This is a genomic window from Enterobacter hormaechei subsp. xiangfangensis (assembly GCF_001729785.1).
GTDB lineage: Bacteria > Pseudomonadota > Gammaproteobacteria > Enterobacterales > Enterobacteriaceae > Enterobacter > Enterobacter hormaechei_C.
In genome coordinates this window covers 2429261-2443796 of record NZ_CP017183.1, presented here as the reverse complement: position 1 = coordinate 2443796, position 14536 = coordinate 2429261, and the positions used below count along the sequence as shown (strand labels likewise).

At 55.6% G+C, this 14536-nt stretch carries 15 protein-coding genes; 6 read left to right on the top strand and 9 right to left on the bottom strand.

Annotated elements, in window-relative coordinates:
- Positions 1 to 134: 134 nt before the first annotated feature.
- Positions 135 to 401 carry a putative hemolysin gene (locus BFV63_RS11710; protein ID WP_003856935.1) on the top strand — a complete coding sequence of 89 codons (267 nt, stop codon included), beginning with the start codon at positions 135 to 137 and terminating at the stop codon, positions 399 to 401.
- A 1-nt stretch (position 402) separates the two neighbouring features.
- Here BFV63_RS11710 and hslJ read toward each other — a convergent pair whose 3' ends face one another.
- The 4 genes from hslJ to BFV63_RS11690 form a co-directional block, all read right to left on the bottom strand.
- A complete protein-coding gene (gene hslJ / locus BFV63_RS11705; protein ID WP_048240714.1) occupies positions 403 to 840 on the bottom strand; it encodes a heat shock protein HslJ in 438 nt (145 codons plus the stop codon).
- 123 nt (positions 841 to 963) lie between these two features.
- On the bottom strand, positions 964 to 1092 hold the full coding sequence (locus tag BFV63_RS11700) for a DUF2474 domain-containing protein (RefSeq protein WP_017693358.1): 129 nt from the start codon (positions 1090 to 1092) through the stop codon (positions 964 to 966).
- The gene (gene cydB, locus BFV63_RS11695) at positions 1092 to 2102 is read right to left on the bottom strand and encodes a cytochrome d ubiquinol oxidase subunit II (RefSeq protein WP_048240716.1); all 1011 of its coding nucleotides are present in this window, start codon (positions 2100 to 2102) and stop codon (positions 1092 to 1094) included. The genes BFV63_RS11700 and cydB overlap by 1 nt, the downstream gene beginning before the upstream one ends.
- Before the next feature lie 5 nt (positions 2103 to 2107).
- A complete protein-coding gene (locus BFV63_RS11690; RefSeq protein WP_003856944.1) occupies positions 2108 to 3502 on the bottom strand; it encodes a cytochrome ubiquinol oxidase subunit I in 1395 nt (464 codons plus the stop codon).
- Positions 3503 to 3895: 393 nt separating this feature from the next.
- On the opposite strand from BFV63_RS11690, the gene ymcF reads away from it, so the two are divergent.
- The 3 genes from ymcF (at position 3896) to patD (ending at position 7155) form a co-directional block, all read left to right on the top strand.
- On the top strand, positions 3896 to 4084 hold the full coding sequence (gene ymcF, locus BFV63_RS11685; protein WP_003856945.1) for a cold shock small protein YmcF: 189 nt from the start codon (positions 3896 to 3898) through the stop codon (positions 4082 to 4084).
- An 82-nt stretch (positions 4085 to 4166) separates the two neighbouring features.
- A complete protein-coding gene (locus BFV63_RS11680) occupies positions 4167 to 5591 on the top strand; it encodes an aminotransferase-like domain-containing protein (protein WP_003856948.1) in 1425 nt (474 codons plus the stop codon).
- A 139-nt stretch (positions 5592 to 5730) separates the two neighbouring features.
- Positions 5731 to 7155: an aminobutyraldehyde dehydrogenase gene (gene patD, locus BFV63_RS11675; protein WP_045333085.1), complete on the top strand. Its 1425-nt coding sequence runs from the start codon at positions 5731 to 5733 to the stop codon at positions 7153 to 7155.
- A 35-nt stretch (positions 7156 to 7190) separates the two neighbouring features.
- Here patD and BFV63_RS11670 read toward each other — a convergent pair whose 3' ends face one another.
- The 3 genes from BFV63_RS11670 to BFV63_RS11660 are packed head-to-tail and all read right to left on the bottom strand — an operon-like array spanning position 7191 to position 8084.
- Positions 7191 to 7373, bottom strand: coding sequence for a DUF1869 domain-containing protein (locus tag BFV63_RS11670; protein ID WP_003856955.1), 183 nt, complete (start codon positions 7371 to 7373; stop codon positions 7191 to 7193).
- Between the two features lie 3 nt (positions 7374 to 7376).
- Positions 7377 to 7730 carry a TehB family protein gene (locus tag BFV63_RS11665; RefSeq protein ID WP_003856958.1) on the bottom strand — a complete coding sequence of 118 codons (354 nt, stop codon included), beginning with the start codon at positions 7728 to 7730 and terminating at the stop codon, positions 7377 to 7379.
- A gap of 27 nt (positions 7731 to 7757) precedes the next feature.
- On the bottom strand, positions 7758 to 8084 hold the full coding sequence (locus BFV63_RS11660) for a TehB family protein (RefSeq protein WP_023303799.1): 327 nt from the start codon (positions 8082 to 8084) through the stop codon (positions 7758 to 7760).
- A gap of 243 nt (positions 8085 to 8327) precedes the next feature.
- Between BFV63_RS11660 and BFV63_RS11655 the strand changes: the two genes are divergently transcribed.
- Together BFV63_RS11655 and BFV63_RS11650 are read left to right on the top strand one after the other, a co-directional pair.
- Entirely contained in the window at positions 8328 to 8501 is a 174-nt protein-coding gene (locus BFV63_RS11655; RefSeq protein ID WP_045350036.1) for a GhoT/OrtT family toxin, read from the top strand.
- A gap of 86 nt (positions 8502 to 8587) precedes the next feature.
- A complete protein-coding gene (locus BFV63_RS11650; protein ID WP_032658563.1) occupies positions 8588 to 9346 on the top strand; it encodes an alpha/beta fold hydrolase in 759 nt (252 codons plus the stop codon).
- 33 nt (positions 9347 to 9379) lie between these two features.
- Here the strand turns inward: BFV63_RS11650 and BFV63_RS11645 are convergent, their stop codons facing one another.
- Together BFV63_RS11645 and BFV63_RS11640 are read right to left on the bottom strand one after the other, a co-directional pair.
- Complete coding sequence (locus BFV63_RS11645) at positions 9380 to 11554, bottom strand: virulence factor SrfC family protein (protein WP_047055470.1); 2175 nt, start codon at positions 11552 to 11554, stop codon at positions 9380 to 9382.
- Positions 11551 to 14532, bottom strand: coding sequence for a virulence factor SrfB (locus BFV63_RS11640; protein ID WP_048240719.1), 2982 nt, complete (start codon positions 14530 to 14532; stop codon positions 11551 to 11553). The genes BFV63_RS11645 and BFV63_RS11640 overlap by 4 nt, the downstream gene beginning before the upstream one ends.
- Positions 14533 to 14536: the final 4 nt, after the last annotated feature.

Genomic DNA, 14536 nt, shown 5'->3' with positions numbered 1-14536 from the left:
ACTCGAAGGCTATTCGCGTTAAAAAATTGCGAGAAATTGTTACCAGGGCGCATAAATACGCACATCCGCTCTCGACGATGCGGCGCGTGATGCCTATTATGCATAGGTTTCGCGTTAATTATGGGGAGGAAGGTATGCGTTCAGCATTTTGGGTCGGATGTGCCGCGTTACTGTTGTCGGCATGTAGCAATGAACCAGTACAGCAGGCGACAGCGGCACACGTTACGCCGGGTATGCGAGCGGCTATGTCCAGTTCAGGTCAGGCCAACTGCGCAATGATCGGCGGTTCACTCTCCGTTGCCCGTCAGCTCGACGGCTCAGCCATCGGCATGTGCGCGTTGCCAAATGGCAAACGCTGTAGTGAGCAGTCGCTTGCCGTTGGTTCGTGCGGAAGCTACTGAGTTATTCAACTCGCTTAAACATCAATGTCTTATTGGCTGTCGCCAGCGTTAACTGGTCTTCGGTCAGGTCTACCTGTGCGCCTGTGCGTAGCATATCGGCGATGGTCTGATCCAGTTCATTTAGCTGCGACTCGGTGCAGAGTTTCCGCGTCATTGCCAGCGTTTTGACCGTCAACTCTCCTTCGGACAGTTTACCCTGGCCGTTGAAGCCGTTGCACATTGTGCCGGAGACGACAATGTTGTTAATCAGGCTGATATTGGGTTGCGCACTGAAGCGAATTTCAGGCTGCGTTTTCCCGCCTTTGACTGCTTTGCCATCCACATTTTCAAGAACGAAACGGTGATTCTCTAACTGATCGGTCTGAACGGAGGCTTTACCAGGATTAACGCATCCAGCCAGTACAAGGCTGATTAAACTTACTGCCGCGAGCTTTTTCATTTTTCTTCTCAAACTATCAATGCTGTAAATATTTTTTCAGTGTAACCATACCCTCCTGGGTGTTAATGGGGTTTATCTGAAAGTGCGGGAAGGGACCGGGCGGCGGCGCGCCCGGTCAGCGAGTTAGTGCGATTTAAATCCAGCTGCGGCCATCAACATTTTAAAGAGCATACTTACGCAGGCCAGCGCCAGGACGCTGCCGCCCCAGATGATGGCAAGCCACATCAAACGTTTCCATACAGGTTGTTGCATCAGTGATAACCCTCCCCATGCTGTACTTTTCCTCGAAAAACGTAATAACTCCAGAAGGTGTAGACCAGAATCACGGGAATGATCAACAGTGCACCCACTAACATAAAGCCCTGGCTTTGGGCTGGCGCAGCGGCCTGCCAGAGGGTAATGTCCGGCGGGATGATATGCGGCCAGATGCTGATCCCAAGCCCGCTAAAGCCAAGAAAAACCAGCCCTAACGTCATGATAAACGGCAGGGTATGGCTCGCAGGATCGTGCAGGCAGCGCCACTGGCACAGACTCAGGATCGCAACCAGCGCAGGAACAGGCAGCAGATAAAACAGATTCGGCAGAGTAAACCAGCGCGCAGCAATGGCTGGTTGGGCGAGAGGGGTCCAGATACTGATTATCGCAATGAATACCAGAAGCAGGGGCAGAAGCACTTTCGATAGCTGACGCATCCGCTTTTGCAGGGCATTTTCGCTTTTCATTACCAGCCACGTTGAACCTAGCAGCGCGTAAGCCGCTACAAGACCCGCACCGCAGAAAAAATTGAACGCGGTAAACCAGTCAAACGGACCACCGCTGTAAGCTCGACCGGTGACGCTGAACCCCTGGATGACCGCACCGACGGTGATGCCCTGGCTGAAGGTCGCCACAATTGACCCGCCAATAAAGGCCTTATCCCAGAACGGGCGGTGCGCCGGTGTGGCCTTGAAGCGAAATTCGAAGGCGACCCCACGAAATATAAGCCCGATCAGCATTATTGTCAGTGGAATGGTTAGCGCGTCGATGATAACCGCATAGGCGAGAGGAAAGGCGCCAAACAGGGCCGCACCGCCAAGCACCAGCCAGGTTTCGTTGCCATCCCAGACGGGAGCCACGCTGTTGACCATCACGTCGCGGTCGTCCGCATTCGGCGTTGCCGGAAACAGGATGCCTATCCCCAGATCAAAACCGTCCATCACGATATACATCAACGTGGCGAAAACGATAATCACGAACCAGATAATGGAAAGATCGATACCCATTACGGTTACTCCTTAAATTCAGTGGTGACGGCAGAAAGCGGACGAGCAGGGCGGCCATCGGATTCAGTCGCGAAGGATTCATGGGGCTGCGGCCCTTTTTTAATCAGACGCACCATATAGCTGTAACCCACGCCGAATACCGCGGTATAAACCACGAAGAAGGCCAGCAAACTGATGCTCATGTGCAGATCGCCATGCGCGGAAACCGCATCCTTCGTACGCTGTAGTCCATAGACGACCCACGGCTGGCGGCCGACCTCCGTTGTTACCCATCCGGCGAGGATCGCGATCAGCCCGGACGGTCCCATCAGCAGGGCAAACCACAGGAAGGAACGTGATGTATAAAGGCGCTGTTTGTAACGCAGCCAGATTGCCGTCACGCCCAGGAGCAGCATCAACATCCCCAGGCCGGCCATGATGCGGAAAGACCAGAAGACAATGGTGGCGTTCGGGCGATCTTCTTTTGGGAACTCCTTCAATGCCGGAACCTGTTTATCGAGACTGTGGGTCAGGATCAGGCTGCCGAGAGCGGGAATTTCCAGGCCAAAACGGGTCCGTTCCTGCTCCATATCCGGCCAGCCAAACAGCAGCAGTGGAGTAGGCTCACCCGGCGGATTCTCCCAGTGACCTTCGATGGCGGCTATTTTCGCTGGCTGGTGTTTTAAGGTATTAAGCCCGTGCATATCCCCCACCAGCGCCTGGACTGGGGCCACGATTAACGTCATCCACAACGCCATGGAGAACATAGTGCGAATAGCGGGGGTATTGTTTCCGCGCAGCAAATGCCAGGCCGCGGAGGCACCAACAAACAGTGCGCTGCTGAGAAATGCCGCTATCGACATGTGCAGCAGGCGGTAAGGGAAGGAGGGGTTAAACACCACGGCAAACCAGTCCACCGGAACGACCTGACCGTTGATGATTTCATACCCTTGCGGTGTCTGCATCCAGCTGTTTGACGAGAGGATCCAGAACGTAGACATGAGGGTCCCGAGGGCGACCATGCAGGTCGAAAAGAAGTGCAGCCCCGGCCCGACCTTATTCCAGCCAAACAACATCACCCCGAGGAACCCCGCCTCAAGGAAGAACGCGGTAAGCACTTCATAGGTCAGCAGGGGGCCGGTAATACTGCCCGCGAACTGCGAAAACCCGCTCCAGTTGGTGCCAAACTGATAAGCCATCACCAGGCCGGAGACCACGCCCATCCCAAAGTTGACGGCGAAGATCTTTGACCAGAAATGGTACAGCGATCGCCAGACGGGATTTTTTGTTCTCAGCCACAGCCCTTCCAGCACGGCGAGATAGCTCGCCAGGCCAATGGTTATCGCCGGAAAAATAATATGAAAGGATACGGTAAAGGCGAACTGTATTCGCGCAAGATGAAACGCATCTGGACCAAACATGCATTGCCTCAATGTTAAACGGTGTACTGTTATGATAAAGAGGGGGGGAATGAGATATCAGAAGCAGAAATTGATAATTTATCTATAACAGTTGTGTGAAAAGGTGAACTTAACCTGGCTGATATAGCTAACAAGTAAGAATAAAAAATTTCTTTTTATGATTATTACGCATTAAACAGCTTGCTTTGTCGCCAGCAACATGCGTTAATGGATTTCTGGTTTTGAATCCAAATAAATATCTGACGTAGTTTTATAAAGCAGTTCTCATCACGTTGTGCCTCTCCGCAGCCTCTCTTGGGTCTTTATCTACATTCCGATTAGTTTTGTATCGAACCATTTTTTGCCTGATCGGCTCATGAGTAATTTACGTTTTTACGTTTACAGGAGAATCCTATGACTTCTTATATCCATTTCCGCTGCCCATGCTGTCATGGCTCGCAGTACCGCACCTCAGCTTTTGATGTGTCTGACAAAAATCCGTTCGGCGCGAAATGCATTTTCTGCAAATCGCCAATGATCACGCTCGACCACCTGGCCGCAGCGCGTTCGGCTCAGAATCACATTACTGAGTACCGCAAGTAATCTGCCGCGTTTCCCATAACAGTTAGCAAAATCTTCTCTTTTTCTCCTGCTGATATACACTGTCAGCAATAAGGAGAATCTGATGAAAAAATACCAGCGTCTGGCGCAACAAATTATCTCGCAGATTGAGCTTGGCGTATGGTTGCCGGGCGATAAGTTACCTTCTCTGCGAGAGCAGGTGGCAAGCAGCGGCATGAGTTTTATGACCGTGGGCCACGCGTATCAGATGCTGGAAAGTCAGGGGCGCATTGTTGCCAGACCGCAGTCAGGCTATTACGTTGCCGCGCGCCCGACCACACACCAGCCTGCACCGCCCGCGCAGGTGATGCGCGATGAGGTGGTCGACATTAACACCTATATCTTCGACGTGCTACAGGCCAGCCGCGACCCCTCCGTTGTCCCTTTTGCCTCGGCGTTTCCCGATCCGCGCCTTTTCCCGCTTCAGCAACTCAACCGATCGCTGGCTAACGTCAGCAAAACGGCTACCGCCATGAGCGTGATTGAAAACCTGCCGCCGGGTAACGTCGACTTACGTCATGCCATTGCCCGTCGCTACGCTCAGCAGGGAATGAATATCTCCCCGGATGAAATTGTGATCACCGCGGGTGCGCTTGAGGCGCTCAACCTCAGTTTGCAGGCTGTGACTGAACCAGGGGACTGGGTTATCGTTGAAAATCCCTGTTTTTATGGCGCACTCCAGGCGCTTGAACGTCTGAAACTGAAAGCGCTGTCGGTTGCCACTGACGTGCGTGAGGGCATCGATCTCAGTGCCCTTGAGCAGGCATTAAATGATTATCCGGTGAAAGCCTGCTGGCTGATGACCAACAGTCAGAACCCGCTCGGCTTCACGCTGAGTGCAGAGAAGAAAGCTCAGCTGGTGGCGTTATTAACCCGGCATAACGTCACGCTGATTGAAGACGATGTTTACAGCGAACTCTACTTTGGCCGCGAAAAGCCGCTTCCGGCAAAGGCCTGGGATAAGCAGGATATGACGTTGCACTGCTCCTCATTCTCCAAGTGTCTGGTGGCTGGTTTTCGTATTGGCTGGGTGGCGGCGGGAAAACATGCGCGTCGTATTCAGCAGTTGCAGCTGATGAGTACGTTATCCACCAGTTCTCCCATGCAGCTGGCGCTGGTGGATTACCTGGCGACCAAACGTTACGACGCCCACCTTCGCCGCCTGCGACGCACGCTTGCTGAACGCAAACAGCAGGCCTGGCAATCGCTTTTGCGCCATATGCCTGCCGGCGTCAAAATCCATCATAACGACAGCGGCTACTTTTTATGGCTGGAACTGCCTGAACAGCTGGATGCGGGGCGGTTGAGTGAGAAGGCGTTAACCCATCAAATCAGCATCGCGCCCGGCAAGATGTTTTCCACCTCCAATATCTGGACACCGTTTTTCCGTTTCAATACCTCATGGGGATGGGGCGAGCGGGAAGAGCAGGCGGTCGTCCAGCTGGCGGGGGTAATCCGCGAAATGATGCTGCACCCAGTCACACCTTGATGAAAATTCCTGAAGCGACATGACGCGCGGTCTACCTTTAGTAAGGGAGTGCGGATTGGTGACGTGACGTTGTCACGTACATGTCCGCCAGAACGTGTGCTGACAGCGAAAACAATGTCGATTTCAACAGGACGATGCTATGCAAAATCAATTGCTGATTAATGGTGAACTGGTGGCCGGCGAAGGTGAGAAGCAGGCGGTTTATGATCCTGCCACGGGTGAAGTGCTGCTGGAGATTGCTGAAGCGTCGGAAGCACAGGTGGACGCTGCCGTCCAGGCTGCCGATCGCGCGTTCACAGAGTGGGGACAAACGACGCCGAAAACGCGCGCCGAATGTCTGTTGAAACTGGCTGATGTGATAGAAGCCAACGCTGACGCGTTCGCAAATCTGGAATCCCTTAACTGCGGGAAACCGCTGCACTGTGTCCGGGGGGACGAGATCCCGGCCGTGGTCGATGTGTTTCGCTTCTTTGCCGGGGCCGCCCGCTGCCTGAACGGGCTGGCTGCCGGAGAATACCTCGAAGGACATACTTCGATGATCCGCCGCGACCCGGTTGGCGTTGTCGCCTCTATTGCGCCCTGGAACTATCCTCTGATGATGGCCGCATGGAAGCTGGCGCCCGCGCTGGCGGCGGGAAACTGTGTCGTCATCAAGCCGTCTGAAATCACCCCGTTGACGGCGCTGAAGCTGGCGGAACTGGCGAAAGATATCTTCCCGCCAGGCGTGTTGAACGTGCTGTTTGGTCGCGGCAAAACCGTAGGAGATCCGCTGACCGGTCACGAAAAAGTCCGTATGGTTTCTCTCACCGGCTCTATTGCTACCGGAGAACATATTATCGGGCATACCGCATCTTCAGTTAAACGTACCCATATGGAATTGGGCGGAAAAGCGCCGGTCATTGTCTTTGACGATGCAGATTTGGATGCCGTGGTTGAAGGCGTGCGTACGTTTGGTTTCTACAATGCTGGTCAGGATTGTACCGCAGCCTGTCGTATCTATGCCCAGAAGGGGATTTACCCCGCGCTGGTCGAAAAGCTGGGCGCAGCCGTTGCCAGCCTGAAAATGGGCGCGCCGGACGATGCTTCAACCGAGCTGGGCCCGCTCAGCTCCGCAGCGCATCTTTCCCGCGTTTGTGCTGCTGTGGACGAAGCCAAAACCCTTGGACATATCCGCGTCGTCACCGGTGGCAGTAAAAAAGAGGGGGCAGGATATTACTTCCAGCCAACGCTGCTGGCCGGGGCGAAGCAGGAAGATGCGATCGTCCAGCGAGAAGTGTTTGGCCCGGTGGTCAGCGTGACAGAATTTGAGGATGAAGCGCAGGTGCTGAACTGGGCTAACGATTCGCAATACGGCCTGGCCTCGTCCGTCTGGACAAAAGACGTCGGACGCGCCCATCGCCTCAGCGCACGGTTGCAGTATGGCTGCACCTGGGTCAATACCCATTTTATGCTGGTGAGCGAAATGCCGCACGGCGGGATGAAGTTATCCGGTTACGGAAAAGATATGTCGGTCTACGGACTTGAGGATTACACGGTAGTCCGACATGTCATGTTTAAACACTAAACCCTCATGCCCGGCGCAGTGCCGGGCGATTCAGCTTACCAGCCACATACCTCGTGTTCATTTTCCGTATCGTAGGCGCGAACGGTGTTCACCAGATCCTTCACGACATCTGCCGCGACGTCCGGGATCAACAGCTCCATTGGCGCTTCTGTTTCATAATCCACTGACACGCCGTTGCTGTTGTTGGTGACGGTCACGGTATAGGTAGCCTTACCCATTATTTACTCCTTATGCGTGTTGACCACTTTACCGATGCCCGCACCGCTGAGCGTGACGGCAGGATCCGCGAAAAAGTCGATATTAAAATAGGTGTCGTCGGTCAGAAGCTCAATGCGGTGCCATTTTTGCGGTGGGGAGATGCCAAAAGAACCGGCCTCAATGACCACTTCCAGATCGGGCTCGGTGGCGTCGCCATCGGCAAAGCCAAAGTAACGCACCGCACCCTGCATGACGGACAACCGACCGTACACGCCGGCTTTGGTGTTGTGATGGGTAAAAAGCGCTTTTGGGGCGGTCTCTTTATTCCAGAACGGCGTCGAGCGGGTATGAACAAAGTTTTCAGGAATACGTAACATCATAGTTTCCTTCATGTTGGCGGGTGCTTAAAGGGACTTAAGCACCTCAGGTTCAACAAAGAATTCAATATTGAACAGGGTGTCGTCGGTCATCACCTCAATGTGGTGCCATCTCTCTGGCGGGAAAACGCCGAAACGACCCGCTTCAATGACGAGCTCGCTGTCAGGCTCAGAGGTAAATTCATCAGCATAGCCCAGATAACGCACTGCGCCACGCATCACCGACAGGCGAGGGTAAACGCCCGGACGCGTGCCCGTATCAAGGTGACGTTTAAAAATGCCGGCGGGGGCCGTTTCTTTGTTCCAGAAAGGCGTGGAACGGGTGTGAATGCAACTCTGCGGAATGCGTAGCATGTTTCCTCCCTTAAAAGCCTGCTGTTATTAAACTGCTTTCTGAGGGGATGGATTTATCAAAAAGTGCATTTAATTTGCATGTTATCAATAATAACCGTTTTGCTTTACCCGGCGTTGTTACACAAGGTACTCAGTTGTTATTATCCATAGTATTTAAGTGGTTATGATGTAACGAAAAAACTTGATCTGTGTCAACATATGACGCATATTGCGTGCGGTTATTTTTCGGCTCAGGTAAACAGAATGACGTTGTATCAAAAGATGTTGGTGTTCTACGCAATCATGGCCTCCATCTGCGCATTAATCACCTGGTTCCTGTCTAAAGATCGTAAACGTATTCGCCTGTTGAGCGCACTCCTGGTGGGATCTACCTGGCCGATGAGCTTTCCTGTTGCCCTGTTGATCTCTCTTTTCTGAAGCACGCTTCCAGAATCAGCATCCAGACATAGCATTCCATACATTGAGGCTGTATAAATATACAGTTTGTCATACATGGAGTGCTTATGAACAGTTTCTATTCGCAGCAAGCAGGCTGCACTGTGCGCTGGCAGGATCTTCCCGGTTTCGGTGACCCGGTTGTGTTTATCCACGGGTTGGGCTGTGCATCGTCGTATGAATATCCTCGTATTGTCTGTGATACCCGTTTCGGGGGGCGCAGAGCCATTCTGATCGATCTTCCCGGTAGCGGTTACAGTGACAAACCTGACATCTACCGTTATCGCACGAGCGAACAGGCGCAGGTGGTGGTTGAACTGTTAAACCATCTCGGCCTGGATAGTCTATGGCTCTATGGTCATAGCATGGGGGGGAGTATCGCGATCGAAACGGCAACGCTGTTAACGTCGCGCGTTAAGGGCCTGATAGTGTCTGAACCCAATTTTCATGCGGGTGGCGGGATGTTCAGCCGGGCAATTGCGGCCCAAACGGAACAACATTTTCTGGCTCAGGGCTATGATGACATGCTGCGGGCGGAAACGTCGCCGTGGGCTGGAAGCCTTCAAAGTAATGCCCCCTGGGCCGTCTGGCGCGGCGCAACAAGCCTGGTCGAGGGCGTTAAACCTGACTGGGAACACCTGTTCTTGTCATTGCGCTGCCCGGTAATGTTAGTTTTTGGTGAGCGATCCCTGCCTGATGACGATTTTAATCGTCTGCAACAAAACGGCGTTGCTGTAAAAATTATCCCTGATGCGGGCCATTCAATGTCCTGGGAAAACCCGTCAGCGTTGGCTCAGGCTTTGTCTGGCTTCATAAACGGCTCATGAATGGGCAGCCCGCATTGTTGCGGGCTGGAATGATTAAGACAGCAAGGCAGACAAGGCTTTCCGTGCCGCAGGCTGAACGTCATACGGACACTGATAATCCACGTTCTCAATCGCGCGGGTGTAGAGCGCAACCAACCAGTCATAAACATAGGCTGTCGCCGCATGGACAGGCTGCTCGCCAAGTCGGGTAAGACGGGGTGAAGCGCTGCTCACAACGGGCGTCACAAAAATTGGCTCACCTTTGCGGATCCGGCTTGCAGGCCGTTCAGAGACGGGTGTCAGTTCATAGCCAAGCCAGCTAATGAAATTGCCTGTCGCGGCATGCAGCTGCGCGGCGCTGCTTTTATCTTTTTCTGCAATGCGTTGCAGTTGCAGCGGCAGATCCAGCCGATAGCTGGTAACGATCAGCACATCCGCAATCTGCTGTAATACCTCTGCGTCCAGGCCCAGACGGGCAGCCGCCGCGTCGTTGCGACTCCACTGACGAAGATGGTTAACCCACACGTTATGGGCCAGCCGCGCTTTGTCTTTGGTCTGCAACGCGCCTGGATTTTCCTGCGTCTCTTCCGCAAACAGATCGATAACATCGTTAAACAGGCCGTTGACCTGTTCCTCACGAGGCTGGTGGACGGTCAGCAGCGTCTCAAACGCGTTTAACGGCGGCAGAAGCCCCTCAAGCAGTTCACCATGACGAGCGGCACTGCCTTGCAGCGTTCGGACCATTTTTTCGGCCATTGCCCGCCCTGCGCCTGGCTCCTGAGTGAGAGGCGCGACATATGGGCGCATCAGCGTTGACAGCGACTCTTGTAACAGCCTTTTCAGCGCGCGGAGACGCTTCTGGCGCTGTGCCGGCAGGGTAGCCTGCGACAGCCACTCAATCACTCGCTGCATGCTGTGGCTATCGAGCGCCTGAAGCGTGCCCCAGCGCAGACCCGGCTGGCCCAGCAATTGCTGCACCGCTTCGTCCAGATTCTGCTTTGTGGTAAACCGCGCATCATGAGGGGTAATGGCCCAGACCAGCCCCGGCAACGCGGATTCTTCAACCGGCTGCGTCTCTTTGACCCAGTTTTGCAGGAGCCTTGCCGTTTTCGCGGTCTGCTGGTGGTGCGCCGTTGCATTGCAGATAACCAGGACATCCGGCTGAATGTGCTGACGATAATGCTCCAGCAACCACAGGCATTTTGCCTGCATCATCAGCGGCGTGTTTTCCTCAGGAATGGCCGGAATATCAATGACGTCAACGTTATCCAGCACGCAGTTCTCAACGGGCAGCACCACTTCGCGGGTCAGAGATGCCAGTACATCAACGGGCAGGCTAATGGCGTTAAGCAGCTCGCCGTTTTTTACCGGATGAAGCAGTGTTTCCTGTGCTTCCGGCACGGTAAACGCCCCGTGAGTAAGAAAGCCTTCGCAGGGTAGACCAAAGCTGTCCACCAGCAGACTCAACGGCGCCGCAAGTGCGCTGGCATGGCTGGTTTGATGCAGCACCTGGGCGAATTTAAGCCACTGCTGGGTTAACTCCTGCTGCTCACCCCACAGCAGAGACCAGACGCTGGCGCGGGTGCTGAGATCAAGCGACGGAACCAGCAGAGCAAACTGGTGCCACAGGGCATCATCAATATGCTGCTTAGCGCCGGGTACTACGCTTTGCCAGAACCGGGCAATGGTCGCGACTTCCCGCGCCGTCATTCCCGGCACGCTCTGCGGTTGTCGCAGCGCTCGCCACTTCTCAAGCCGGGCTTCAATCACCGATTTATCCACCGCGCGGATCTGCGGATCCAGCGTGGTGCGCGCGATAAACAGCTGCACCAGCTCGGCCTCCGTTACCAGGCGCAGGCGCAGGGGAAACGCGTCGTCTGCGACCTCGCGGGACGCTCTGCTGAAACGCACGGCCATGTTGGTCGGTGCATGCCCGGGGTTAATATGCGAGAAGTAATCAAACGTGCGTTGACCCGGCGTAACGTTCAGCCGTTCGTCCCCGCTGTCGCACAGGGCAGCCAGCAGGTGCGCTTTCGCGGCCTGCGAGTGGCCATATAGGCCGATACTGCCCTGGCTGACAAGGGCGCGATCGAGCGCCTCTTCACGCGCGCTTACTCCGTTAAGGCGGGCAAGCAGGGCGTCGGCTTCGTTATCCAGCATCGGGGCGTGCTGTCGCGTCTCGTTGATCCACCCGATTAAGGCCTGAGTGGTGGCAGTCGTCGCAGTCATTTGAGGTATACGCTCCCGCTGTCGATCCAGTAGTGGCTGCCGCTGTGTCGGCGATCGGCCAGAGTATTCAGTTTAAAGGTCAGGGCATCCGGCGGCACTGGCGTGCCGTCCTGTAGCCAGGCATCACTCAGCTCGAAAGATTCCGGACCTTCCTGTTTAGTGCCGCCACGCAGCTTCAGGCGCACGTTCAGTACGCCGTCGCCCGCAATGGCTTTCGCCAGCTCGGCAGAATTGATGCTCAGGGTATAGAGCGGTGTCGCGGGCCAGCGGGCATTGGCCAGCTGCCGGAAGCCGAGCGTAACGTTGCCGCGCAGCGGGAAGTGCAGACGGGCGTCCAGTTTCGCGCCGGGTTTATCGAGGTCGATATCGTGATACCAGACGTTCTCGTCCCGCAGGGTATTGATCGTGTTATCCAGCACGCCCAGATAGCGCACCGTAGAGTACGCGCCGATATCCGCTGCTTTAAAGTTAAAGCGCGGCAGACGAAGATCCAGCGCCAGGCTACAGAGCATCGCTCCCACCGCAGCGGTGGATTTCGGGTTGCCGATCCGTCCCTGCTGGCTGAACGGATACCATTCATGAACCTGATATTTATCCAGCCAGACGATGCGGTTGACGGGCACCGGTTGCAGGTGGCGAATCAGGGCCTGAACGCCCGGCAGACAGCCCGGCCGTCCCGTGATCAGCAGGATATCGCAGCTGTAGTGAGAGATCGCCTCACATACCGCATGAAGCGGGGCGGCAAGCGTGAACTGACCCGCCAGCATGGCGTCCCGCATCTCCCGAAAGCTGACGTGCAGCGGTACGCTGAACAGATCGAAGTGTTCTGAGCCGGCAGGCAACGCATGGTCAATCGCCTGCTGGAGATAATTCATCACGTTGCGCGTCGGTTTTTGCGTAAGCAGGTCGCCAAAGGTGGCATGCAGCCCGGCCAGCGGATCGTCAACATCGCTCGATTCCCACGCCGCCAGGATCGCGTGACCTATCGGCATAAAAAGCTGAAGCGCCGTCTGCTGGCGCAGGACCGCCTGGGTATCGATCCGCCCGGAATCACCGAACAGGGATGCCATCAGTTGGGAGGCATCGGCTATGCCGGATTTCTGAAGCTGGGTTTGCAGCGCGGGCAGAACGTAGCGCTGGATCACGTCCAGCAGCGTATCATCGCCAGCGACCTTGAACCCTTCGCGGAACAGCAGCTGCGGGGTGATTTTGACGTTATTTCCGGAACCATCATCTAACTGATAGTGCGTGATAGCCATATCCGTCGTGCCGCCGCCGATATCAATCGAGGCCACGCGCAGCGCACGCCCCGGCTGGACGCCAGGCTCAGGCGCGCGATCCGGACGGGCGAGGGAGGCGAAAAAGGCCTCGGTCTGACCACCGAAATGGGAAATGGCTTCGTTATACAGCCACACCAGCTGGCCGCAGCTGGCCTCGTCCCACTCCATCTGGATCTCAGGGACCGGCACCACGCTTTTTTCCTGCTGCTTGCGGCTGGCAAAATCTTCATCCTGCGGGTGCCAGCCCATCGCTTTCCAGACGATGGCGATGGCTTCGAACATGCGGCGACGGAAAATCTCGCGCTCCTGTTTCGGCATTGCCGAAGGCAGGGTGAGGATCAGCGTCCGCAGCTGGCGGGGAGAGGCCGGGAAGCCGAGCCGCAAGCGGGTGGCCACGCTGTTAATCTGGCCAAGCGCCTGAGCCAGCAGCTCGCAGAGCATGTGCGTCATCAGGGTGCTGCGGCTGTACTGCGGAGAGAACACCGGCAGACGCTCATCCTGCGGCAGCGTAAAGAGTGGTTCCCCGTCGTCGTTCATCAGGTTCATCAGCGGAAACGCAGTTGCCAGCGGTTCGCGCTGGGTTTTGCTGTTCATCTGGCTAAAGCGCCAGTCCTGCACCACCGGCGTCTCGTCCCACAGATAGCGACGCGGGCTGGAAATTCCACTGTTGCCTTCCGTGCCCAGACGCTGCATTGCCAGCTTACGCGCTTCATCACCCACGCGGACAATGGACGGCCAGACGAATGCATCCTCCCGGCCGCTTTCCACAGAGAAGTGCTGCTTGCCAAAACGCGCTTCGGAAAATTCAAGACGGCTGGTAAACAGCGGCTCATTCAGGAACTGTGGCTCACTCAGAGATCGTACCTGAAGTTCAGCCGTCTGGCGCAGGCCGTCGTTGGCATCACCATGATCTTCAATAATCACGCCGCAGGTGTGGGTGTTGCCTACGTCAAGGATCAGATCGACAGGAATAGCAGGGGTGCTCAGGGTATGGGTGACAAACTTCACTTCCGGCACGGTGAGTTGTTCCCCGAGCATGGAGAGCAGGTTGAGCCAGTGTGCCTGATATTCAAAGCTGCGCATGGCCTGATGCAGCTCCCGCTCGGAGCGTTTTTCAACCCCGTCGGCAAACTGCGTAAAGGCTTCGCGCAGCCAGCCGTCAATCCAGGTCTGGTCAAGGAAACTCTCAACCTCACTGTCGCGCCAGGCGAGCGCGAAACGCGTGCCGTTAAGGATATCGTTTTCAACCGGCGACAGCGCAGACGTCGCATGCTCTGCAATCTGGCTGTCGAGCGCGACGGTGACCCGGTGCGTATTGCCAGCCGCGTCGGGCGTGGAAAGCTTTCGTACCTGGACGCGCGCCCAGTTATCCGGGCCATCAACAAACGTCCGCGGCGGGTTAAAGCGCAGGAAAGGGAGCGGCAGCCAGACGCCGTCCAGCACGTTCAGGGAGTTATGCAGTGGAATGGTGCTTTCAGGCTTGACCACTTCCGGCTGCCCGCCATCGGTGGCAGGCAGCGTGTACCGGCCGTTAACCAGATCAAAATCCAGGCGCAACAGCGGGCCATTTGCCGTTTTACGCACGAAACGCCCGTTGCTGGCAGTGTCCTGCGGAGTCAAGCCAAAATCGAGAAACTGCACGCCGCTGTTAGCAATCAGCGTCACGCTCTGTTTATAGTCGCAAAGATTAACCAGCATAGGA

Bases quoted from the DNA above. Each gene is read 5' to 3' on its own strand.
- patD (WP_045333085.1), top strand. From the start codon at position 5,731: ATGCAAAATCAATTGCTGATTAATGGTGAACTGGTGGCCGGCGAAGGT.
- ymcF (WP_003856945.1), top strand. From the start codon at position 3,896: ATGACTTCTTATATCCATTTCCGCTGCCCATGCTGTCATGGCTCGCAG.
- BFV63_RS11665 (WP_003856958.1), bottom strand. From the start codon at position 7,730: ATGTTACGTATTCCTGAAAACTTTGTTCATACCCGCTCGACGCCGTTC.
- BFV63_RS11680 (WP_003856948.1), top strand. From the start codon at position 4,167: ATGAAAAAATACCAGCGTCTGGCGCAACAAATTATCTCGCAGATTGAG.
- BFV63_RS11670 (WP_003856955.1), bottom strand. From the start codon at position 7,373: ATGGGTAAGGCTACCTATACCGTGACCGTCACCAACAACAGCAACGGC.
- BFV63_RS11690 (WP_003856944.1), bottom strand. From the start codon at position 3,502: ATGTTTGGTCCAGATGCGTTTCATCTTGCGCGAATACAGTTCGCCTTT.
- BFV63_RS11660 (WP_023303799.1), bottom strand. From the start codon at position 8,084: ATGCTACGCATTCCGCAGAGTTGCATTCACACCCGTTCCACGCCTTTC.
- BFV63_RS11645 (WP_047055470.1), bottom strand. From the start codon at position 11,554: ATGACTGCGACGACTGCCACCACTCAGGCCTTAATCGGGTGGATCAAC.
- BFV63_RS11700 (WP_017693358.1), bottom strand. From the start codon at position 1,092: ATGCAACAACCTGTATGGAAACGTTTGATGTGGCTTGCCATCATCTGG.
- BFV63_RS11655 (WP_045350036.1), top strand. From the start codon at position 8,328: ATGACGTTGTATCAAAAGATGTTGGTGTTCTACGCAATCATGGCCTCC.
- BFV63_RS11640 (WP_048240719.1), bottom strand. From the start codon at position 14,532: ATGCTGGTTAATCTTTGCGACTATAAACAGAGCGTGACGCTGATTGCT.
- hslJ (WP_048240714.1), bottom strand. From the start codon at position 840: ATGAAAAAGCTCGCGGCAGTAAGTTTAATCAGCCTTGTACTGGCTGGA.
- BFV63_RS11650 (WP_032658563.1), top strand. From the start codon at position 8,588: ATGAACAGTTTCTATTCGCAGCAAGCAGGCTGCACTGTGCGCTGGCAG.
- BFV63_RS11710 (WP_003856935.1), top strand. From the start codon at position 135: ATGCGTTCAGCATTTTGGGTCGGATGTGCCGCGTTACTGTTGTCGGCA.
- cydB (WP_048240716.1), bottom strand. From the start codon at position 2,102: ATGGGTATCGATCTTTCCATTATCTGGTTCGTGATTATCGTTTTCGCC.